This is a genomic window from Klebsiella sp. 7-CIP_Kleb., assembly GCF_050378655.1.
GTDB classification, from domain to species: Bacteria; Pseudomonadota; Gammaproteobacteria; order Enterobacterales; family Enterobacteriaceae; genus Klebsiella; species Klebsiella quasipneumoniae.
The window spans coordinates 192243-213670 of record NZ_JBNRLJ010000002.1; the positions used below are offsets into that span (position 1 = coordinate 192243).

The window sequence follows — 21428 nt, forward strand, 5'->3', positions numbered from 1 at the left end:
CGGGCGTCGCCCTCGTCCCCGGCAGGCTGCTTCAGTTTACAGCGCGTTTTCCTGCAGCAGCTTATCGATAAAGGCGGGCACCACTTCGCTCGCCAGTCCGTAGTGCTTTTCGGCAAACTCGCTGCCCACCTGGCTGGGCTCCAGGTTCAGTTCAACGGTGTGGGCGCCGTGCAGCCGCGCCTCGTGCACAAAGCCGGCCGCCGGATAAACGTGGCCGGAGGTGCCGATGGCGATAAAGATATCCGCTTCGGCCAGCGCGCTGTAGATCTCGTCCATCCCCAGCGGCATTTCGCCAAACCAGACCACGTGGGGACGCAGCGCCGCCGGGAACTGGCAGCAGTGGCACTTGTCCTCTGCGGTGACGTCGCCGGTCCACTCCAGTACCTGGCCACTCCACGAACAGCGCACCTTCAGCAGCTCGCCGTGCATATGGATCACCCGGCGGTTGCCGGCGCGTTCGTGCAGATTATCGATATTCTGGGTGACCAGCAGAAAATGGTCGCCCAGCAGATCCTCCAGACGCGCCAGCGCCAGATGCGCCGCGTTCGGCGCGATCTCCGGACTCTGCAGCTGACGACGGCGGGCGTTGTAGAACGCCTGCACCAGCGCCGGGTCGCGGGCGAAGCCTTCCGGCGTCGCCACATCTTCCACCCGATGCTCTTCCCACAGGCCATCGGCCGCGCGGAAAGTTTTGATCCCCGACTCCGCCGATATCCCCGCGCCGGTTAACACCACCACTCTCGGTTTGGCCATCGCTTCAGGCTTCATCCTGTCCTCCCTAAAGAAAATCCGCTGACGCAGACGGTCACGCAACTGACGTTTATTGCGACGAAAACGGCTCAATCGATGTAAACGGCGCGACTGCATAGCTACCTCTGTGATTAATGAGTCAGATGAAGGAAGGCCGCACCGCGCATTCCCCCGGCATCGCCGTGGCGCGCGCGCTCAATGCGCGGTACCCTGGCGACCGGCAGAAGATGGCGCGGTAATCGCTGCGCCAGCCCTTCGCTAATGGCCGTAAAGTTAGATAATCCACCGCCGAGCACCAGCAAATCCGGGTCGACAATGGTCAGTATATTCCCCAGACACACCGCCAGCAGATCGAGATAGCGCTCTACGTGCGCCTGGGCGCGCGGATCGTACTGCTGCCACTGCGCCACAATCTCCGGCGAGGTGAGCGGTTGCTGATAAAAATGTTCATACAGCCAGGCAAAACCGCGGCCGGAGAGATAATTTTCAATGCAGCCCAGCTGGCCGCAGCCGCAGCGAAGCAGCGGAAAATCACGCCCGACCACCTCCAGGGCATCCACCGGCAGACGAATATGACCAAACTCGCCGGTGATATAGCTATGTCCGGTAATCGATTTACCGTTCAACACCAGGCCGCCGCCCACGCCGGTGCCGAGGATCAGCCCCATCACCAGCGGGTATTGCGTAAACTCATCGTCCCACGCTTCCGACAGCGCGAAGCAGTTGGCGTCATTATCGAGGCGCACATCGCGCCCCAGCCGCGCGCTGAGGTCGGCGCGCAGCGGCCGGCCGCTGGCGGCAGGCACGTTAGCGGCATACAGCGTGCCGTCCGCCGTTTCCGGCATCCCCGGGATACCGATCCCAACCGACCCCTGCTGGTCGAAGCGCTCATCGGCCTCGCGGACCAGCGCCTCTACCGCCTGGAGAAAATCCTCATAACTGCTTTTCGGCGTGGCGACGCGTTTTTCCCACTGCAGCCGCCGCTCCTGATTAAATACGCCCAGCGCTATCTTGCTGCCGCCAATGTCAAATCCATAGTACATTTCAGCAATTCCTCTTGTGTCGTCAGCCAGGCCGACGATGACGATAAATTACTGGCCACTCAGCACCCTCGCCGGGTCGATACGGCTGGCGCGGCGGGCGGGATACCAGCTGGCCAGCAAACTCAGCAACAGTGCTGTCACCAGCACATAAAAGACGTCCAGCCAGTGCAGTTCTGACGGCAGGAAGTCAATAAAATAGATGTCGCCGGAGAGGAATTTATGTCCAATCAGGTATTCGATGCCGTTGATGATTGACGTCAGGTTCAACGCGCAGATCACGCCGATCACCACCCCAAACAGGCTGCCTACCGATCCGGCTAATAAACCATACCACACGAAAATCGCGCGAATTAAGCCGTCTTTTGCGCCAAGCGTGCGCAGCACCGCAATATCGCCGCTCTTGTCTTTGACCGCCATCACCAGCGTCGAGACGATGTTAAAGCAAGCCACGCCGATCACCAGCACCATTGCCAGGTACATAATGGCGCGGATCATCTGGATATCGCGATACATATAGCCGTAGGTGCCGATCCAGCTCTTGATATAGACGTAGCTGTTGGTCACCTCGCCGGCGTCGCGCACCAGCTTGTTAGCATGGAAAACGTCCGTGACCTTGATGGCGATACCGGTCACGCTGCCGCCCATCTCCAGGTACTGCTGCGCATCCTGCATCGGGATCATGGCAAAACTATGATCGAGCTGGCCGCTCAGCTGCAAAATACCTGTCACATGCAGCCTGACGCGTTTCGGCTGCAGCAGCTGATGGTCGGCGTCGGCGTTAGGGATCATGATCGACACCCAGTCTCCCTGCTTCACGTGCAGCGCATCAGCGACGCCTTTACCCAGAATCACCTGCTGTTCACCGGCCTTGAAGCCGGCCCACGCGTTATTCTGCACAAAGGTGGGCAGCGCGCTGAGCCGGGTTTCCTGCTGCGGGTCGACCCCTTTCACCTGGATGGCGCGCATATTGCTGCCGCTTTCCACCAGGCCGGTGAAGTTAATATAGGGCGCCGCGGCGACTATCCCCTTCACTTTCTGCACCTTAGCCAGCGCCTCCTGCCAGTTATTCCACGGCTGGTTCACGGGTTCGATTTCACCGTGCGGCACCACCGCCAACACGCGGTTATTCAGCTCGCGCTCAAAGCCGTTCATCGCGCTGAGACCGACGATCAGCACTGCCACCCCCAGCGCAATACCGATGGTGGAGATCACCGAGATCAGCGACACCATGCCGCCGCGCCGCCGGCCGCGGCTGAAACGCAATGCAATCAGTAACGATAACGGAGAGGCCATTACTCGGCCCCCATCAGGGTCAGGTCGGCGGTCAGGCGGCCATCGCGCATCTCCAGCTGGCGGCTCATCCGCTTCGCCAGCTGCAGGTCGTGGGTCACCACCAGAAACGCGGTGCGCTGCGCGAGGTTCAGTTCGCCCAGCAGCTGGAAGATGCTGTCGGCGTTGCGAGCGTCGAGGTTACCGGTCGGCTCATCCGCCAATACCAGTCGCGGTTTGTTCACCAGCGCGCGGGCAATCGCCACCCGCTGGCGTTCGCCACCGGAGAGTTCCGACGGACGGTGATGGCTGCGGTGTTCAAGCCCGACCGCCTGCAGCATCGCTTTCGCCTGACGTTCAATGTCCGCCGGCTTCTTTTTGCCAATCAGCAGCGGCATCGCCACGTTTTCCAGTGCGCTAAAGTCCGGCAGCAGATGGTGGAACTGATAGATAAAGCCCAGCTCGCGGTTACGCAGGTCGGCGCGCGCGGCGGTGGAGAGCTTGCTCATCGGCTGGCCGGAGAAAATCACGTCGCCAGAGGTGGGGGTATCGAGGCCGCCCAGCAGATGCAGCAGGGTACTTTTGCCGGAGCCGGAGGTACCGACGATGGCCATCATCTCGCCTTCATCAATGCTGAAGCTGACATTGTGCAGGACATCGGTTTGCACATTGCCTTCCTGATAGCGTTTGCACAGGTTGTCGCATTGCAGCAGGATCTTATTCATAACGTAAAGCCTCAGCGGGTTGAGTGGCGGCAGCGCGCCAGGAAGGGTACAACGTAGACAACAATGCCAGCGCCATCGCCACCAGGGCGATAACGACGACCTGCAGCGGCTCAATCGCCACCGGCAGCGCCGCGCCGTCAAGGAAGGCGCCGATGATCGGCATTAAATTATTCAACTGGCTGGCCAGCAGCGCACCAAGCACCGCTCCCAGCAGCGCGCCGACGATCCCTGCGCTGGCGCCCTGCACCATGAAGACGGCCATAATCTGCCGCGGCGTCAGCCCCTGGGTCTGTAGGATCGCCACTTCGCCCTGCTTCTCCATCACCATCATCCCCAGCGAGGTAATAATGTTGAAGGCCGCGACGGCGACGATCAGGCTGAGCAGCAGGCCCATCATATTTTTCTCCATGCGCACCGCCTGGAACAGTTCACCCTTGCGCTCGCGCCAGTCCTGCCACTGGGTGCCCGGCGGCAGCGTCTGCTGGCTGAGGGTATCCACTTGCAGCGGTTTATCCAGCCACAGGCGCCAGCCGGTGATATTCCCCAGCGGATAGCGCATCAAACGGGAAGCGTCGTCGATGTTGGTCAGCATCTGATAACCATCGACTTCGCTGTTGGCAGCGAAGGTGCCGATGACCGTAAACAGGCGCTGGCTCGGCACGCGGCCCATCGGCGTAAACTGGCTGGCGGAAGGAACCATCAGGCGAATTTTATCGCCGCGATTAACCCCCAGCTGACCCGCCAGCTGCTCGCCGAGAATAACGTTATATTTACCCGCCTGCAGATCGCTCTGTTTGACGTTCACCAGGTACGGGGTCAGGGGATCGTTCTGCGCAGGGTCGATGCCCAGCATGACCCCGACCGCCACGCTGCGCGCGCTCTGCAGCACCACGTCGCCGGTGGTGATCGGCGCCACCCGGGTTACGCCCTGGAGTTTCGCCTCGCGCTCCGGCAGCTGTTGGGGATTCACCGAACCCTGTTTGGCGCTAAGTATGGCCTGGGGCATCAGCCCCAGGATGTTGTTTTGCAGCTCGCGTTCAAAGCCGTTCATCACCGACAGGACCGTCACCAGCGCCATGACGCCGAGGGTAATACCGATGGTGGAAAGCCAGGAGACGAAGCGACCGAAGCGGTCGGCTGCTCGCCCACGCATATAGCGCAGGCCGATAAAGAGTGCGGCAGGTTGATACATGTCATCCATCTGGTTGCTGATAGCCGATTCCCGAGTATATAAGCGATTAGGGGCAGCGTAAATGACTGATACCTGACGACTTTATTAGCAAAAATCCTAAAACCCAAGCAAATACAAACGGATAGATAAGTACTTACTTATTTATCTTTACGCTTATCGACAGCGCTGACCTTTCTTCACCCAACACGCGATGGCAATTCGGGTTGGCGAATCCAGACCAATCGCGGATAATCTCACTATTGAATATCAGCGAGTTGCCCTCCATATCGGCAGAGCGAATCCCTAAGAGACCATGAAACCGTCTATGCCTGAACAATATCGATACTCATTGCCGGTGAAAGCCGGTGACCAGCGCCAGCTTGGCGAGTTGACCGGCGCAGCCTGCGCCACCCTGGTGGCGGAGATGGCCGAACGCCACAAGGGCCCGGTGGTGCTGGTGGCGCCTGACATGCAAAACGCGCTGCGTCTGAACGACGAGATCAGGCAGTTCACCGACAGCATGGTGATGGGGCTGGCGGACTGGGAGACGCTCCCTTATGACAGCTTCTCACCGCATCAGGACATCATCTCCTCCCGTCTTGCCACCCTTTACCAGTTACCCACCATGCAGCGCGGCGTGCTGATCGTCCCGGTCAGCACGCTGATGCAGCGCGTCTGTCCGCACAGCTTCCTTCACGGCCACGCGCTGGTGATGAAAAAGGGTCAGCGCCTGTCGCGCGATGCGCTGCGCGATCAGCTTGAGGGGGCCGGCTACCGCCATGTCGATCAGGTGATGGAGCATGGCGAATATGCTACCCGCGGCGCGCTGCTCGATCTGTTCCCGATGGGCAGCGACCAGCCCTACCGCCTCGATTTCTTTGACGATGAAATCGACAGCCTGCGCCTGTTCGACGTCGACAGCCAGCGCACGCTGGAGGAAGTGGCGGCCATTAACCTGCTCCCGGCGCACGAATTCCCCACCGATCAGACCGCCATCGAGCTGTTCCGCAGCCAGTGGCGCGACCGCTTTGAAGTGAAACGCGATGCCGAGCATATCTATCAGCAGGTCAGTAAAGGGACGCTGCCTGCCGGTATCGAATACTGGCAGCCGCTGTTCTTCAGCGAGCCGCTGCCGCCGTTATTCAGCTATTTCCCGTCCAGCACGCTGATCGTCAACACCGGCGATCTCGAGACCAGCGCGGAGCGTTTCCAGAATGAAGCCCGCGCCCGTTTTGAAAACCGCGGCGTCGATCCGATGCGCCCGCTCCTGCCGCCGGAACTGCTGTGGCTGCGCAGCGATGAGCTGTTTAGCGAACTGAAAAAGTGGCCGCGCGTACAGCTGAAAACCGAGCGCCTGGCGGACAAAGCGGCAAATACCAATCTGGGCTACCAGACGCTGCCGGACATCGCCGTCCAGGCACAAAACAAAGCGCCGCTGGATAATCTGCGCCGCTTCCTCGAAGCGTTTACCGGCCCGGTTATCTTCTCGGTGGAAAGCGAGGGTCGCCGTGAAGCGCTGAGCGAAATGCTGGCGCGGATTAAAGTTGCGCCAAAACACGTGCTGCGTCTGGAGGAAGCCACCGGCAACGGCCGCTATCTGATGATTGGCGCCGCCGAACACGGGTTTATCGACAGCCAGCGCGGCCTGGCGCTGATTTGCGAGAGCGACCTGCTCGGCGAGCGCGTAGCGCGCCGTCGTCAGGATTCCCGTCGCACCATTAACCCTGACACACTCATTCGCAACCTTGCCGAACTGCATATCGGCCAGCCGGTCGTTCACCTGGAACACGGCGTGGGCCGCTACGCAGGCATGACTACCCTGGAGGCGGGCGGCACCACCGGCGAATACCTGATGCTGACGTACGCCAACGATGCCAAATTATACGTTCCGGTCTCCTCCCTGCATCTTATTAGCCGCTACGCCGGCGGAGCGGAAGAGAACGCGCCCCTGCACAAGCTGGGCGGCGATGCCTGGACCCGGGCGCGGCAAAAAGCGGCCGAGAAGGTACGCGACGTCGCGGCCGAATTGCTGGATATCTACGCCCAGCGCGCAGCGAAAGCCGGGTTTGCCTTTAAACACGACCGCGAACAGTATCAGCTGTTCTGCGACGGTTTCCCGTTTGAAACCACGCCGGATCAGGCGCAGGCGATCAACGCCGTCCTCAGCGATATGTGCCAGCCGCTGGCCATGGACCGCCTGGTGTGTGGCGATGTGGGCTTCGGCAAGACCGAAGTGGCCATGCGCGCCGCCTTCCTCGCCGTGGAGAACCACAAACAGGTGGCGGTACTGGTGCCGACCACCCTGCTGGCTCAGCAGCACTATGACAACTTCCGCGATCGTTTCGCCAACTGGCCGGTACGCATCGAAATGCTCTCCCGTTTCCGCAGCGCTAAGGAGCAGGCGCAGATCCTCGAGCAGGCCGCGGAAGGCAAAATCGATATCTTGATCGGCACCCACAAGCTGCTGCAGAGCGAGGTGAAGCTCCGCGATCTGGGGCTGCTGATCGTCGACGAAGAGCACCGGTTTGGCGTGCGGCATAAAGAGCGTATCAAAGCGATGCGCGCCGATGTCGATATCCTGACCCTCACCGCAACGCCGATCCCGCGAACGCTGAACATGGCGATGAGCGGGATGCGGGATCTGTCGATCATCGCCACGCCGCCGGCGCGCCGCCTGGCGGTAAAGACCTTCGTTCGCGAATACGATGCGCTGGTGGTGCGCGAGGCGATCCTGCGTGAAACGCTGCGCGGCGGCCAGGTTTACTACCTGTTTAATGACGTCGAGAACATCCAGAAAGCCGCCGACAAACTGGCGGAGCTGGTGCCTGAGGCGCGGATCGCCATCGGCCACGGTCAGATGCGGGAGCGTGAGCTAGAGCGGGTGATGAATGACTTCCATCACCAGCGCTTCAATGTGCTGGTGTGCACCACCATCATCGAAACCGGGATCGACATTCCCACCGCCAACACCATCATCATCGAACGCGCCGACCATTTTGGCCTCGCACAGCTGCACCAGCTGCGCGGCCGCGTTGGCCGCTCCCATCACCAGGCCTATGCCTGGCTGCTGACGCCGCATCCAAAGGCGATGACCACCGATGCGCAAAAGCGCCTCGAAGCCATTGCCTCGCTGGAAGATCTCGGCGCCGGCTTTGCGCTAGCCACCCACGATCTGGAGATCCGCGGCGCCGGGGAACTGCTGGGCGAAGATCAGAGCGGTCAGATGGAGACCATCGGCTTCTCCCTGTATATGGAGTTGCTGGAGAATGCGGTGGATGCGCTGAAAGCCGGGCGCGAGCCGTCGCTGGAGGATCTCACCAGCCAGCAGACGGAAGTCGAACTGCGCATGCCTTCCCTGCTGCCTGACGATTTCATCCCCGACGTCAATACCCGCCTGTCGTTCTATAAGCGCATTGCCAGCGCCAAAAACGAACAGGATCTGGAGGAGATCAAAGTCGAGCTGATCGATCGCTTTGGCCGCCTGCCCGACGCCGCCCGCAACCTGCTGGATATCGCCCGTCTGCGTCAGCAGGCGCAGAAGCTGGGGATCCGTAAACTGGAAAGTAACGAAAAAGGCGGCGTGATCGAATTTAACGAGAAAAACAACGTCAATCCGGTGTGGTTAATTGGCCTGCTGCAGAAGCAGCCGCAGCACTTCCGCCTGGACGGGCCGACGCGCCTGAAGTTCATGCAGGATCTCGAGGAGCGTAAGACGCGGATGGACTGGGTTCGCCAGTTCATGCGCCAGCTGGAAGAGAACGCCGTCGCCTGATCGCGGGGGGATATGGCCGTTACGCCGTATCCCCCTTTCCACATATCTGGCAATCTTTACAAACATTTTGCAATCCGCCTGGATTTCCCCACACAGACTCACGCCATAATCTCATCTCCTTTTTCATATAAAAATAACCACTTATATATTTTGGAGTTATGGTAATGAGAATCCGTTTCCCCTTGATGCTGGCGCTGGTCGCGCTGGTTGCTGCGCTGGCGCTGCCCGCGCGCGCTAACACCTGGCCCCTTCCCCCGCCGGGCAGCCGACTGGTGGGGCAGAATCAGTTCCATGTGGTGCAGGATAACGGCGGTTCGCTGGAGGCGATTGCCAAAAAGTACAATGTCGGCTTCCTGGCCCTGCTGCAGGCCAATCCCGGGGTGGACCCCTACGTTCCGCGCGCCGGCAGCGTGCTGACCATCCCCCTGCAGACGCTGCTGCCCGATGCGCCGCGCGAAGGGCTGGTGATTAACCTTGCCGAACTGCGCCTCTACTATTACCCGCCGGGCAAGAATGAAGTGACCGTCTACCCGATCGGCATCGGCCAGCTGGGCGGAACCACCATCACACCGACAATGGTTACCACCGTGTCCGACAAGCGGGCCAATCCGACCTGGACGCCAACCGCCAACATTCGCGCGCGCTACAAAGCGATGGGGATTGAGCTGCCGGCGGTGGTGCCTGCCGGTCCTGACAACCCGATGGGACATCACGCCATCCGCCTCGCCGCCTATGGCGGAGTCTATCTCCTGCACGGCACCAATGCCGATTTCGGCATAGGTATGCGCGTCAGCTCCGGCTGTATTCGTCTGCGCGACAACGATATCAAGGCGCTGTACAACGCCATCTCGCCGGGCACGAAGGTGAATATTATCAACACGCCGATCAAGGCGTCGGTAGAGCCGGACGGTCGCCGTCTGGTTGAGGTCCATCAGCCGCTGTCTGAGCATATCGATGACGACCCGCAGACCCTGCCTATTACGCTTAACGCGGCCATGAAGGCGTTCAAACAGGCGCCGCAGACCGACGGAACAGTGATGGAGCGCGCGATGAATTACCGCTCGGGCATGCCCATTGACGTCACCCGTCATGCGGACCCCGGCCCGCAGTCGCTGTAACCTCACACCGCAGAAAACAAAAAACCCGCCTGAAGGCGGGTTTTTTGTTGGCAAGGGTCAAACAGGGGTACAACAGGGTTTTACTCATCGCTGACCGGTGAAGGGGGCCGGGCAGCGACGCATCGGGTTTACTTGTAGATAACCGCGGTACCGTGAAGGGTATTCGGACCGGTTACCGAAGTAATACGGTATGAGGTGGCGCCCATCTCATCCGCTTTCTGCGCCAGCTGGTCTTCCAGCGAACCCAGGTTAGTCCCTGCGGAAGCTGAGATAGTACCCACTTTATGCTGGCCGGCTGGGGTGGACTGCACCTCAACAGCGGCAAAGCTGGCGAAAGAGAGGGAGCTAAGAACGGCGGCAATAGCCAGAGTATTAACGGTTTTCATGATTATTATACCTATGCAGATGAATTTTATAGTAGGGTCGTAAGCATTAACTTAACGATCGATAGGTAAATATTAATGTGATCTAAGTCACACGTCAACGCATTTTTATAACGATCGTTTAACTATTTATAAAATGCTTAATTTTCATACGCATATGAATTATTTATTTTTGAACCAACAGCGCTGGCCCCGGCGATCGTTTATTTTTATAATGACGATTCACCAAACCAACATAGGTACAACGGCATCATGACAACTGACGTTCAGAGTTGCGCCAAAAAAAGCCGTGGCCGACCGAAGGTGTTCGACAGGGATGCGGCGCTGGACAAAGCCATGACACTCTTCTGGCAGCACGGCTATGAGGCGACCTCGCTCGCCGATCTGGTCGAGGCGACAGGAGCAAAAGCCCCCACCCTGTATGCGGAATTTGTGAATAAAGAAGGACTGTTCCGCGCAGTATTGGACCGTTACATTTCGCGCTTTGCCGCGAAGCACGAAGCCGTGCTGTTTGCTGAGGGAAAATCCGTCGATCGGGCGTTGCGCGACTACTTCACCGCGGTCGCCACCTGTTTTACCAGCAAAGAGACACCGGCCGGCTGCTTTATCATTAATACCTCCGCCGCGCTGGCCGCCTCCTCGACGGATATCGCCAATACCATCAAATCCCGCCATGCGATGCAGGAGCAGGCGCTAACCCAGTTTCTGCAGCAACGGCAAGCGCAGGGCGAACTGCCCGCGGGCCGCGACGTGGGGCAGCTGGCGCAGTTTCTCAACTGTGTCCTGCAGGGGATGTCCATCAGCGCACGGGAAGGCGCCGATTTTGACAAACTGATGCAAATCACTGACACCACCCTCCGTCTCTGGCCGCTGGTCCTCGAGTCCTGATGCGCCCCGCTTCCGGCGGTGTTCAACCGCCGGAACCGCCCGCCGTTTCGCTTTATCCCCACAAAATAGATTGATTTTTATTACCTTTTCTCGCGCAAGATAAACGCAAATGATATTGATTGCGATATTCATTATGTGCAAAATCCTTTTTTGAGTTTTTCCAGATGTTTCGCATTGTAACGAATACCGGCCCGACGCCGGCCCATAACAACGACAAAACAACTTGCTCATAAAAGGAATGGATATGAAAAAGCGCCTCTGGGTGCTCCACCCTCTGCTGCTGGCCAGCGCGCTGCCTGCGCTGGCGGCTCAGTCTGAAGAAGACAGCATTATCGTTAGCGCGAACCGCACCCATCGCACCGTTGCCGAAATGGCCCAAACCACCTGGGTCATTGAGGGCCAGGAGATTGAGCAGCAGGTCCAGGGCGGAAAAGAGTTCAAAGACGTGCTGGCGCAGCTGATCCCGGGCATCGACGTCAGCAGCCAGGGGCGCACCAACTATGGGATGAACATGCGCGGGCGCGCCATCGTCGTGCTGATTGACGGCGTCCGGCTCAACTCTTCCCGCACCGACAGCCGCCAGCTCGACGCCATCGACCCGTTCAACATCGAGCATGTCGAAGTGATCTCCGGGGCAACCTCGCTGTACGGCGGCGGCAGTACCGGCGGACTTATCAACATCGTCACCAAAAAAGGGCAGCAGGATCGCCAGGTCGATCTTGAGGTGGGCAGCAAGAGCGGGTTTGCAAACAGCAACGATCATGATGAGCGTGTCGCGGCGGCGGTCAGCGGCGGGACAGACCACGCGTCCGGGCGTTTATCGGTAGCCTATCAGCGTTTCGGCGGTTGGTACGACGGCAATAACGATGCGCTGATCCTCGATAACACCCAAACGGGGCTCCAGCACTCTGATCGTCTGGACGTCATGGGGACGGGGACGATCGAGATCGACGACAACCGCCAGCTGCAGCTGGTCACCCAGTACTATAAAAGCCAGGGCGATGATGACTATGGCCTGTGGCTCGGGAAAAATATGTCCGCGGTCACCAGCGGCGGCAAAGCGTACACCACCGATGGGCTCAATTCCGATCGTATCCCCGGCACCGAGCGCCATCTGATCAGCCTCCAGTACTCCGATGCCGATTTCCTCGGCCAGAATCTGGTGAGCCAGGTGTACTATCGCGATGAGTCCCTCACCTTCTATCCATTCCCGACGCTCAGCAAAGGTCAGGTCAGCAGCTTCTCCTCGTCGCAGCAGGATACCGATCAGTACGGGGCAAAGCTGACTCTCAACAGCCAGCCGCTGGCGGGATGGGATCTCACCTGGGGTCTCGACGCCGATCATGAGACCTTCAATGCCAACCAGATGTTCTTCGATCTGCAACAATCGCTGGCGTCCGGCGGGCTGCACAACGAATCGATCTACACCACCGGTCGCTATCCGGGATACAGTATCTCCAACGTCGCGCCGTTCCTGCAGTCGAGCTATGATCTGAACGATATCTTTACCCTCAGCGGCGGGGTTCGCTACCAGTGGACCGAAAACCGGGTTGACGACTTTGTCGGCTACGCCCAGCAACAGGATATCGCGAACGGCAAAGCGCGCTCCGCCGACGCCATCAAAGGCGGCAAAACCGATTATGACAACTTCCTGTTTAACGCCGGGATCGTGGCCCATCTGACCGAGCGTCAGCAGACCTGGTTTAACTTCTCGCAGGGCGTTGAGCTGCCGGATCCGGGTAAATACTATGGCATCGGGAAATACGGCGCGGCGGTCAATGGTCATCTGCCGCTGCTCTCCAGCGTCAACGTCGATGACTCGCCGCTGCAGGGGATCAAGGTTAACTCGTATGAGCTGGGCTGGCGCTATACCGGCGATAACCTGCGCACTCAGCTGGCGGCGTATTACTCGACTTCGGATAAGACCATCGTCGTCAACCGTACCGATATGACCATCGATGTTCAGTCCGACAAACGGCGTATTTACGGCGTTGAGGGTGCGGTCGATTACTTTATTCCGGACAGCGACTGGAGCGTCGGCGGCAACTTCAACGTGCTGAAATCACAGGTGCAGACCGATGGCCGCTGGCAGAAGTGGGACGTCACCCTCGCCTCGCCGTCCAAAGCCACCGCCTGGGTGGGCTGGGCGCCGGATCCGTGGAGCCTGCGCGTGCAGAGCCAGCAGGTGTTTGACCTCAGCGACGCCGCCGGCAACAAGCTGGAAGGCTATAACACCGTCGATTTTATCGGCAGTTACGCGCTGCCGGTGGGAAAACTGACCTTCAGTATCGAAAACCTGCTTAACGAAGACTATATCACCATCTGGGGCCAGCGCGCGCCGCTGCTCTACAGCCCAACCTACGGCAGCTCGTCGCTGTATGAATACAAGGGCCGCGGCCGCACCTTCGGTCTGAATTACGCGTTAACCTTCTGATAAAAAAAGCCCCTCAGCCTGAGCGATTGAGGGGCTAATCAATACACAAATCTGTTTTTAGATTTTGTTGTTCAGGACCAGCTGGCCGTTGTTGTCCAGCGGGATCTGGCTGCCAGGATCGTGATCCATCCGGATTTTCCCCTGCTGATCGCCTATCTTATAGGTCACATCGTAACCCAGCATTTTGTCGGATTTGTCATACACCGTTTTGCAGCGCTGTTGCGTGGTGGTGTAGGTGTCGTTGTCCTGCATCGCGCCCTGGATCTGGTTACCGGCATAGCCGCCGCCCAGCGCGCCCACCACCGTCGCCACGCTGCGTCCGTGACCGCCGCCGAACTGGTGGCCAATCACCCCGCCCGCCACCGCGCCCAGCACGGAACCGGCGATGCGGTTTTCATCCTGTACCGGACGACGATGGGTCACGGTGACATTGCGGCATTCCTGGCGCGGGGTTTTCACGGTTTCTTTAATCGGTGTACTGGAGACCACTTGCGCATACTGCGGGCCGCGATCTAACACGTTGAGACCAGCGACAGCTGCAACGCCCAGCGCGGCAGCCACGCCTATCCCTATACCCGCCAACATAGATTTATTCACGGGAGATCCTCCTTTGTTGCTGTTGATACAATTTTGCAACCGGACCCGGGAAGGCGCAAATCAGATAGCGGATGAAAAGTGCGAGAATTCGCTGCAAATCAAAGGGATTCAGAGGATTCCGAGCGGGATCGCCGCCGGTTCAGCAGAAGAGCCCGGAGGCGCCGCCAGGGCGCGCTCCGGGTCGCAACAGCGATTAATGCAGCTTGAGGCGCGGGCGAATGATGCGGTTGATGCGCCCAACCAGCATCATCAGGCCGGTTTTGAAATAGCCGTGCAGGGCGATCTGGTGCATACGGTACAGGGAGATGTACACAAAGCGCGCAATGCGCCCTTCCACCATCATCGAGCCGCGCATCAGGTTGCCCATCAGGCTGCCGACGGTGGAGTAGTTGGATAGCGACACCAGTGAGCCATGGTCTTTATAGGTATACGCCTTCAACGGTTTACCTTTCATCTGCGCGAGGATGTTATTCAGCGCGCAGGTGGCCATCTGGTGCGCCGCCTGGGCACGCGGTGGTACAAAGCCGCCTTCCGGACGGGCGCAGGAGGCGCAATCGCCAATGGCGAAAATATCCGCGTCGCGGGTGGTCTGCAACGTCGGCTCAACCACCAGCTGATTGATACGGTTGGTTTCCAGGCCGCCGATCTCTTTCATGAAATCTGGCGCTTTGATCCCGGCCGCCCAGACCATCAGATCCGCTTCAATATATTCGCCATCTTTGGTGTGCAGGCCGCCCGCATCGGCGCTGGTGACCATGGTCTGCGTCAGCACCCGTACACCCAGCTTGGTCAGCTCATTATGCGCCGCCCCGGAAATGCGCGGCGGCAGCGCCGGCAGAATGCGTTCGCCCGCTTCGACCAGCGTGACGTTCAGCGCTTCGTTGGTCAGCCCTTTGTAGCCGTAGCTGTGCAGCTGTTTCACGGCATTATGCAACTCAGCGGAGAGTTCCACGCCGGTGGCGCCGCCGCCGACGATGGCAATGTTTACTTTACCGTTAGCGCCGAGGTTCGCGGAGTATTTAAGGAACAGGTTGAGCATTTCCTGATGGAAACGACGCGCCTGGTGCGGGTTGTCGAGGAAAATGCAATTCTCTTTAACGCCAGGGGTGTTGAAGTCATTCGAGGTACTGCCCAGCGCCATCACCAGCGTGTCGTACGGCAGTTTACGCTCAGCCACCAGCAGCTCGCCTTTTTCATTGCGCAGCTCGCCGAGGGTGATGGTCTTCCCTTCGCGATTGATATCGACCACCGACCCCAGCTGGAACTGGAAGCCGTGGTTGCGGGCATGGGCCAGATAGCTCAGCGCATCGACACCTTCATCCAGAGAACCGGTGGCCACTTCGTGCAGCAGCGGCTTCCACAGATGGCTGTGGTTACGGTCCACCAGGGTGATTTTCGCTTTCTTATGGCGCCCTAACTTTTTCCCCAGCTGAGTTGCCAGTTCCAGTCCGCCTGCGCCGCCACCCACAATTACGATTTTTTTCAATGGCGTAGTCATGTGTACCCCTAAAATTATTAACCAATTGTTAAATAAAAGTTATTAAAATAGCCTTTATTTAACAACAAGTTACGTCAATGAAACCATTCAGCACTGTCGAGAATACCATGAACGGTGCATTGGTCATACCAAAATTGATGTGCATCAAGTTTTGTCGCGTATTTTTTCAGCGAAACCAATAAGTGTAGACATGAAAAAACCCGCGCGGCGAACCCGGCGCGGGTTTGGAGACAGGGGAAAGGCTTAACCGAGGGTTTTAAACGCTTTCAGCCGCTGCAGGTGCGGCGAAATGTTTTTAAACTTATGGGTCTGCTCTTCATCCCAGATAATTTCATAATAGTGGTGCAGAAGGTCGGCGGAACGCTGGCTGTCCAACGCTTCGTCCTGTCGGGAAAGCACCACCAGACAGCGATCGCGGTTCTTTTCGCGGAAGTTGGTCACGCATTTGGTGGCGATGTCAGCATACTCTTCCGGTCGGTCGATTTTGCCTTCCATATTCTCATGCGGAAACAGGTTCGGATTGAACACCGCCTGACGGATATCGCACAGGAAACCAATCCGCTCCGCCCAGTAACCGCCGAGTCCAACGCCGCAGATCAGCGGCCGGTCATCGGCGGTAAGCTGCAGCATTTTATCAACCTCTTTCAGCAGATGCTGCATGTCGTGCTTGGGATGGCGCGTGCTGTAGCTTATCAACCGCACGTCAGGGTCAATAAACTGCAACTGCATCACCTTCTCGTGGTTACCGGGGCTGTTCGAGTCAAAACCGTGTAAATAGATAATCATCGCATCCTCACCAGACAACAACGCCCCGCAGAGCGTTACGCGGACTTCGCCTCTTGCCAGCGCGCATGAAGCTGCTCCAGCTGGGCACTCACCGTTTTCCAACGGGCTGAATCCCTTAACTCCTGACGGGAAAAGGAACCTTTATGATACAATTTCGTAACACGCTCTGCTTTGATCGGCGACAGGTTATCCAGCACACTAACCGCGCCCTTACGATTATTGCAGACGAGTATCATATCGCAACCGGCGTCGAGCGATGCCTGGCCGCGTTCGGCATAGCTGCCCATGATCGCCGCCCCTTCCATCGACAGATCGTCGGAGAAAATCACCCCATCGAAGCCCAGCTCGCCGCGCAGCACCGTTTTCAGCCAATAGGCCGAACCGCTCGCCGGACGCGGGTCGAGCTCCGGGTAAATCACATGCGCCGGCATAATGGCATCCAGACGCTGCTCGGCGATAAGGCTTTTGAATACCGCCATATCGTGGTCGCGGATAACCGATGCCGGACGCGGATCGAACGGGGTTTCTTTGTGCGAATCGGCAGTCACCGCCCCGTGTCCCGGGAAGTGTTTGCCGGTGGTTTTCATGCCCGCGGCGTGCATGCCGTCAATGACGTGACGCGCCATCGTCAACGCTTTCTGCGGATCTTCATGATAAGAACGTTCGCCGATTGCGGCGCTGATGTGACCGACGTCCAGCACCGGCGCAAAGCTGATATCGATGTCCATGGCGATCATTTCGCTGGCCATCAGCCAGCCAGCCTCGGCGGCCAGTTTGCCCCCCTCTTCCATCCCCAGCAGCGCAGCGAAAGACTGGGCCGCCGGTAAACGGGTAAAGCCTTCGCGGAAACGCTGAACGCGTCCCCCTTCCTGATCGACCGCCACCACCAGATGGTTACGGGAGGCTTCGCGGATCTGGCGCACCAGCTCCCGCAGCTGCGCCGGATCGTGATAATTTCGGGTGAAGAGGATCAACCCTCCCACCAATGGATGCGCCAGAATCTCTCGCTCTTCCGCATCCAGTTCATACCCTTCAACATCCAACATCACTGGGCCCACACTGACCTCTCTTATCCTTTGCGTTCGTTGTCTAACTGACACCATGTTTCATCTGCCAGCATGATAAATTGCCGATCCCCGCTCTGCCGCCAGCGCATTTCATACCAGCCCGCCATGAGCAGCAGTACCCACGGACGCCAGCGCGCCACCTGCCGCCATAGCTGCTGCGCGTCGATAGCCGCCCGTCGGGCATATGCCGCCACCAGCTGGCGGCGCTCGTCCGGGGCGATCCACACGGCGGCCAGCTCCAGCGCGATATCGCCATCGCCGGCATATTCCCAGTCGATCAGCTTCAGACCGGCGTCACTGTGGATAATATTGCCGGCATGGACATCCATATGCAGCGGCGCCAGCCGCAGAGGACGAGGCTCTCCCCGGCGGCACAGCCGCTGATGCCAACGTAGCCAGCGCGGCGTGCGCCGGGCCGGATCGCTCCTCTGCCAGTACTGCGCCAGCAGCGGCCCGAGACTAACACGCCAGCCGAACCGCGGTTGCTGATGCAAATCATACAATAAGCCAGACAGTTGCGGGCAGTCAGGTAACTCGCTTTTCACCTCACCCGCGCAATACTCCACCACCATCCAGCAGGGCGAGTAAAACAGAGGATTGGGCGCCAGCCTGGCAGGCAGCCGGCGCAGCGCACGATACTGACGGCGAAAATAACAGGCAGCGGCAGACGGGTCGTGCGGCTGACGCAGCACTCGTCGCTGGTCGCCATCGCTGATAATCACACTGCCGCCGCTGAGGCCGGTCTGGCTCAGCGAGGCGACAGGATGATAGTGGGGAAAGAAGCGCGACAAGAGCTCGTCGCGCGTTAGCTTATTGTTGCTGAACCGCACCTTTACCTGACCAGATAATCTCGCCGGTTTGCACCAGCATCAACTGCATCTTCAGCTCGGGCGCGTTGACGTTGCCAGTGGCATTGGAATAAAGCACATACTGTGCGCCCACGTTGCGGGCGATGCCCATGGCTTTGCTGCGGCTGCCGAGGCTGTCCTGCGGCGACAGGCCCAGCTGCTGCTTGGCGACCGCCAGCTGCTGCGGTGAAACAAGGGTAAATTTGCCGTTGCCCGCCAGCGCGTTACGTAACGCGGTGGTGGCTTCTCCGGCATTCAGCGAACCGTTGGTGCGGTTGTTCACGCTGTCAACCAGCAGAATACTGCCGGCATTGACCCCGCCCGCCTGCAGCATCTGTCCCACCATCGGCTGCACCGCGCCGTTCCAGTCATAATGACGCACGCGCGGCGCCGGCTGACCCGACTGCTGATCCTGATGCTCAATCGGTCCTGGCTGCGAAGGGACGGAAGGCACCGCCGGTACCGTCGGCACCGTGGGCTGTGGCTGCGCAGGCTGCTGCGGCTGCGGTTTGGCCTCTTCTACCGGCGCGGGCTGCTCACGCAGCCCCGCACAGCCTGCGAGGAATATCGCCAGTGCTGTGATTAACGCATAGCGACACATTTTCATCATTATAATTACCCCTTACAGATAAAGATAAAGGCGGGCCTTATGCGCCCCCAGGATATTGGCGCTGCCATACAACGTCACCGAGGAGCGAGCCGGGACCACGATGGTGCGCGGCGCCTCCAGGGGGTGCATCTCCAGCCCTCGGGCGTCATACCAGAAAAAACGATAATGCACGGTGACCGGCTGTTGGCGCTCGTTATACAGCGTAGAGGAGGCGGTAGCCTGTATCTCCGTCGCCACGACGACAGGCTCGCTGGCGCTGATCCCGGCGGCCAGCACGCTCGACTCCATCACCAGCGCCTGCTGGTCAGAAACCGGGATCTCCGGGTGTGAACTACATCCGGCCAGCAGCCCCGCCGCCAGACACGCGCCCAAAAGGGTCCTTAGCATGGCGTTAGCCTTTGTGCGCCAGCATCGGACCCAGCGGACGACCGCCCAGCAGATGCATATGGATATGGTAAACTTCTTGGCCGCCGTGGCGGTTGCAGTTGACGATCAACCGGTAGCCATCGTCGGCGAGGCCTTCATCGCGGGCAATCTTCGCCGCGACGGTCATCATCCGGCCCAGGGCCAGCTCATGTTCGGTGGTGACGTCATTTACGGTAGGAATCAGAACGTTCGGGACAATCAGAATGTGGGTGGGCGCCTGCGGGGAGATGTCGCGAAAAGCGGTCACAAGCTCATCCTGATAAACAATATCCGACGGGATCTCCCGGCGAATGATTTTGCTGAAAATCGTTTCTTCTGCCATGACTGATTCCTTATTAGTTTTATCCCGTACGCTGGCCTGCTTCTGCAGATAAACGCAGACGCACAGGTTCCGGTAAGAGTATGAGCGACATCCTCCCTCTCTTTCAACCTGAAAGCTCTTTTTCTTATTCAACTATAGACTTAGCTGCTGAGGGAATAAGCATTTGGCGGACAGTTAGCAGGGTTATCGCCTCTGGAAGGCCGATCTTGTCACGTAAAAAAGGCAGCCAGTTGGCTGCCTTAGTCTCCCCGATACTACGTCTTAACTGTTACGGATGTACTCATCCATTTCAGTTTTCAGGTTATCGGACTTGGTACCGAAGATGGCCTGTACGCCAGAACCTGCCACTACCACGCCAGCGGCGCCCAGTTTTTTCAGGCCAGCCTGGTCAACTTTCGCTACATCCGCCACGCTAACACGCAGACGAGTAATACATGCGTCGAGGTTGGTGATGTTCTCTTTACCGCCGAAAGCGGCGATCAGAGCCGGGGCCATCTCGCTGGTTGCGCCAGCTTTGCTCTCTTCGGTGGTATCTTCACGACCCGGTGTTTTCAGATCCAGGGCTTTAATCAGCACGCGGAAAATGACGTAGTACACGATCGCATAGCAGATACCGACGATCGGGAACAGCCACAGCTTGCTGCTGTTACCGGACAGCACGATAAAGTCGATCAGGCCGTGAGAGAACGAAGTACCGTCACGCATACCCAGCAGGATACAGATCGGGAACGCCAGACCCGCCAGGATGGCATGGATAACGTACAGGATCGGCGCCACGAACATGAACGAGAACTCGATCGGCTCGGTGATACCGGTCAGGAACGAGGTCAGCGCGGCGGAGATCATGATACCGCCCACTTTGGCGCGGTTTTCCGGTTTAGCAGAGTGCCAAATCGCGATAGCCGCTGCCGGCAGACCGTACATTTTGAACAGGAAGCCGCCAGACAGTTTGCCCGCGGTCGGGTCGCCTGCCATGTAGCGCGGGATATCGCCGTGGAATACCTGACCAGCCGCGTTGGTGTATTCACCGATCTGCATCTGGAAAGGAACGTTCCAGATGTGGTGCAGACCAAACGGCACCAGGCAACGCTCGATGAAACCGTAGATACCAAACGCCACCACCGGGTTCTGATAAGCAGCCCACTGGGAGAAGGTCTGGATCGCGGAACCGATCGGCGGCCAAATGAAGGAGAGGATCACGCCGGTGAAGATAGCGGCCAGACCAGAGATAATCGGTACAAAGCGCTTGCCCGCAAAGAAGCCGAGATATTCTGGCAGCTTAATGCGATAGAAGCGGTTGAACATGTACGCGGCGATAGCACCGGAGATAATACCGCCAAGCACGCCGGTATCAGCCAGGTGTTTTGCCGCAATCTCGTCAGCAGGTAAATGCAGCACCAGCGGCGCAACCACCGCCATGGTTTTCACCATGATGCCGTAAGCTACCACTGCAGCCAGTGCGGATACACCGTCGTTATTGGTGAAGCCGAGGGCCACACCGATAGCGAAGATCAGCGGCATGTTGGCGAAAACTGAACCGCCTGCTTCTGCCATAACGTGGGAGACCACGGCTGGCAGCCAGCTGAAGTTTGCGGAACCGACGCCCAGCAGGATACCTGCGATAGGCAGTACGGATACCGGCAGCATCAGCGATTTACCGACCTTCTGCAGGTTAGCAAATGCATTCTTAAACATAATTGAGAGTGCTCCTGAGTATTTGG

22 protein-coding genes are annotated in these 21428 nt (G+C 58.7%); 5 read left to right on the top strand and 17 right to left on the bottom strand.

The genetic code is table 11. The annotated features are described in order from the left end of the window. Positions 1 to 36 precede the first annotated feature (36 nt). From cobB to ACQUTI_RS08620, 6 genes are all read right to left on the bottom strand, one after another. Positions 37 to 867: a Sir2 family NAD+-dependent deacetylase gene (gene cobB / locus ACQUTI_RS08595; protein WP_017898959.1), complete on the bottom strand. Its 831-nt coding sequence runs from the start codon at positions 865 to 867 to the stop codon at positions 37 to 39. Positions 868 to 881: 14 nt separating this feature from the next. Continuing rightward, the gene (gene nagK, locus ACQUTI_RS08600; RefSeq protein ID WP_122543583.1) at positions 882 to 1793 is read right to left on the bottom strand and encodes an N-acetylglucosamine kinase; all 912 of its coding nucleotides are present in this window, start codon (positions 1791 to 1793) and stop codon (positions 882 to 884) included. Positions 1794 to 1841: 48 nt separating this feature from the next. Further along, a complete protein-coding gene (lolE, locus tag ACQUTI_RS08605; protein ID WP_008806005.1) occupies positions 1842 to 3086 on the bottom strand; it encodes a lipoprotein-releasing ABC transporter permease subunit LolE in 1245 nt (414 codons plus the stop codon). Further along, on the bottom strand, positions 3086 to 3787 hold the full coding sequence (lolD, locus tag ACQUTI_RS08610; protein ID WP_004204584.1) for a lipoprotein-releasing ABC transporter ATP-binding protein LolD: 702 nt from the start codon (positions 3785 to 3787) through the stop codon (positions 3086 to 3088). Before lolD ends, lolE begins: the two co-directional genes overlap by 1 nt. Continuing rightward, positions 3780 to 4979: a lipoprotein-releasing ABC transporter permease subunit LolC gene (gene lolC, locus ACQUTI_RS08615; RefSeq protein ID WP_004204582.1), complete on the bottom strand. Its 1200-nt coding sequence runs from the start codon at positions 4977 to 4979 to the stop codon at positions 3780 to 3782. The genes lolD and lolC overlap by 8 nt, the downstream gene beginning before the upstream one ends. 133 nt (positions 4980 to 5112) lie before the next feature. Next, entirely contained in the window at positions 5113 to 5244 is a 132-nt protein-coding gene (locus ACQUTI_RS08620) for a hypothetical protein (RefSeq protein WP_004140630.1), read from the bottom strand. Between the two features lie 39 nt (positions 5245 to 5283). On the opposite strand from ACQUTI_RS08620, the gene mfd reads away from it, so the two are divergent. Further along, positions 5284 to 8730, top strand: a complete 3447-nt coding sequence (gene mfd, locus ACQUTI_RS08625; protein WP_428923241.1) for a transcription-repair coupling factor — start codon at positions 5284 to 5286, stop codon at positions 8728 to 8730. A 164-nt stretch (positions 8731 to 8894) separates the two neighbouring features. Next, positions 8895 to 9848, top strand: coding sequence for a L,D-transpeptidase LdtC (gene ldtC / locus ACQUTI_RS08630; protein WP_017898955.1), 954 nt, complete (start codon positions 8895 to 8897; stop codon positions 9846 to 9848). 128 nt (positions 9849 to 9976) lie between these two features. Here the strand turns inward: ldtC and bhsA are convergent, their stop codons facing one another. Continuing rightward, positions 9977 to 10234: a multiple stress resistance protein BhsA gene (gene bhsA, locus ACQUTI_RS08635; RefSeq protein ID WP_002900788.1), complete on the bottom strand. Its 258-nt coding sequence runs from the start codon at positions 10232 to 10234 to the stop codon at positions 9977 to 9979. A 133-nt stretch (positions 10235 to 10367) separates the two neighbouring features. Here bhsA and ACQUTI_RS08640 point away from each other — a divergent pair, with 133 nt between their 5' ends. Further along, positions 10368 to 10487 carry a hypothetical protein gene (locus ACQUTI_RS08640; RefSeq protein ID WP_048294479.1) on the top strand — a complete coding sequence of 40 codons (120 nt, stop codon included), beginning with the start codon at positions 10368 to 10370 and terminating at the stop codon, positions 10485 to 10487. Further along, complete coding sequence (locus tag ACQUTI_RS08645; protein ID WP_004204579.1) at positions 10484 to 11119, top strand: TetR/AcrR family transcriptional regulator; 636 nt, start codon at positions 10484 to 10486, stop codon at positions 11117 to 11119. Before ACQUTI_RS08640 ends, ACQUTI_RS08645 begins: the two co-directional genes overlap by 4 nt. 52 nt (positions 11120 to 11171) lie before the next feature. Here ACQUTI_RS08645 and ACQUTI_RS08650 read toward each other — a convergent pair whose 3' ends face one another. Then, entirely contained in the window at positions 11172 to 11294 is a 123-nt protein-coding gene (locus ACQUTI_RS08650; protein WP_004140642.1) for a hypothetical protein, read from the bottom strand. 69 nt (positions 11295 to 11363) lie between these two features. Here ACQUTI_RS08650 and ACQUTI_RS08655 point away from each other — a divergent pair, with 69 nt between their 5' ends. Beyond that, positions 11364 to 13553 carry a TonB-dependent siderophore receptor gene (locus ACQUTI_RS08655; RefSeq protein ID WP_048294478.1) on the top strand — a complete coding sequence of 730 codons (2190 nt, stop codon included), beginning with the start codon at positions 11364 to 11366 and terminating at the stop codon, positions 13551 to 13553. Between the two features lie 57 nt (positions 13554 to 13610). Here the strand turns inward: ACQUTI_RS08655 and ACQUTI_RS08660 are convergent, their stop codons facing one another. From ACQUTI_RS08660 to ptsG, 9 genes are all read right to left on the bottom strand, one after another. Next, positions 13611 to 14150, bottom strand: coding sequence for a glycine zipper 2TM domain-containing protein (locus tag ACQUTI_RS08660; protein WP_002900781.1), 540 nt, complete (start codon positions 14148 to 14150; stop codon positions 13611 to 13613). A 193-nt stretch (positions 14151 to 14343) separates the two neighbouring features. Next, entirely contained in the window at positions 14344 to 15648 is a 1305-nt protein-coding gene (locus ACQUTI_RS08665) for an NAD(P)/FAD-dependent oxidoreductase (protein WP_008805997.1), read from the bottom strand. Between the two features lie 243 nt (positions 15649 to 15891). After that, positions 15892 to 16434 (bottom strand): alpha/beta hydrolase YcfP, encoded by a 543-nt coding sequence (gene ycfP, locus ACQUTI_RS08670; protein WP_002900775.1) that lies wholly within the window; start codon positions 16432 to 16434, stop codon positions 15892 to 15894. 35 nt (positions 16435 to 16469) lie between these two features. Further along, positions 16470 to 17480, bottom strand: a complete 1011-nt coding sequence (nagZ, locus tag ACQUTI_RS08675; RefSeq protein WP_072140424.1) for a beta-N-acetylhexosaminidase — start codon at positions 17478 to 17480, stop codon at positions 16470 to 16472. A gap of 23 nt (positions 17481 to 17503) precedes the next feature. Continuing rightward, complete coding sequence (gene thiK / locus ACQUTI_RS08680; RefSeq protein ID WP_004204574.1) at positions 17504 to 18331, bottom strand: thiamine kinase; 828 nt, start codon at positions 18329 to 18331, stop codon at positions 17504 to 17506. After that, positions 18312 to 18950 (bottom strand): penicillin-binding protein activator LpoB, encoded by a 639-nt coding sequence (gene lpoB, locus ACQUTI_RS08685; protein ID WP_072096711.1) that lies wholly within the window; start codon positions 18948 to 18950, stop codon positions 18312 to 18314. Before lpoB ends, thiK begins: the two co-directional genes overlap by 20 nt. Before the next feature lie 21 nt (positions 18951 to 18971). Beyond that, positions 18972 to 19346 (bottom strand): YcfL family protein, encoded by a 375-nt coding sequence (locus ACQUTI_RS08690; protein ID WP_004204572.1) that lies wholly within the window; start codon positions 19344 to 19346, stop codon positions 18972 to 18974. Positions 19347 to 19350: 4 nt separating this feature from the next. Continuing rightward, positions 19351 to 19707, bottom strand: a complete 357-nt coding sequence (hinT, locus tag ACQUTI_RS08695) for a purine nucleoside phosphoramidase (protein ID WP_004204571.1) — start codon at positions 19705 to 19707, stop codon at positions 19351 to 19353. Between the two features lie 261 nt (positions 19708 to 19968). After that, positions 19969 to 21402, bottom strand: coding sequence for a PTS glucose transporter subunit IIBC (gene ptsG, locus ACQUTI_RS08700; RefSeq protein WP_004204570.1), 1434 nt, complete (start codon positions 21400 to 21402; stop codon positions 19969 to 19971). Positions 21403 to 21428 lie beyond the last annotated feature (26 nt).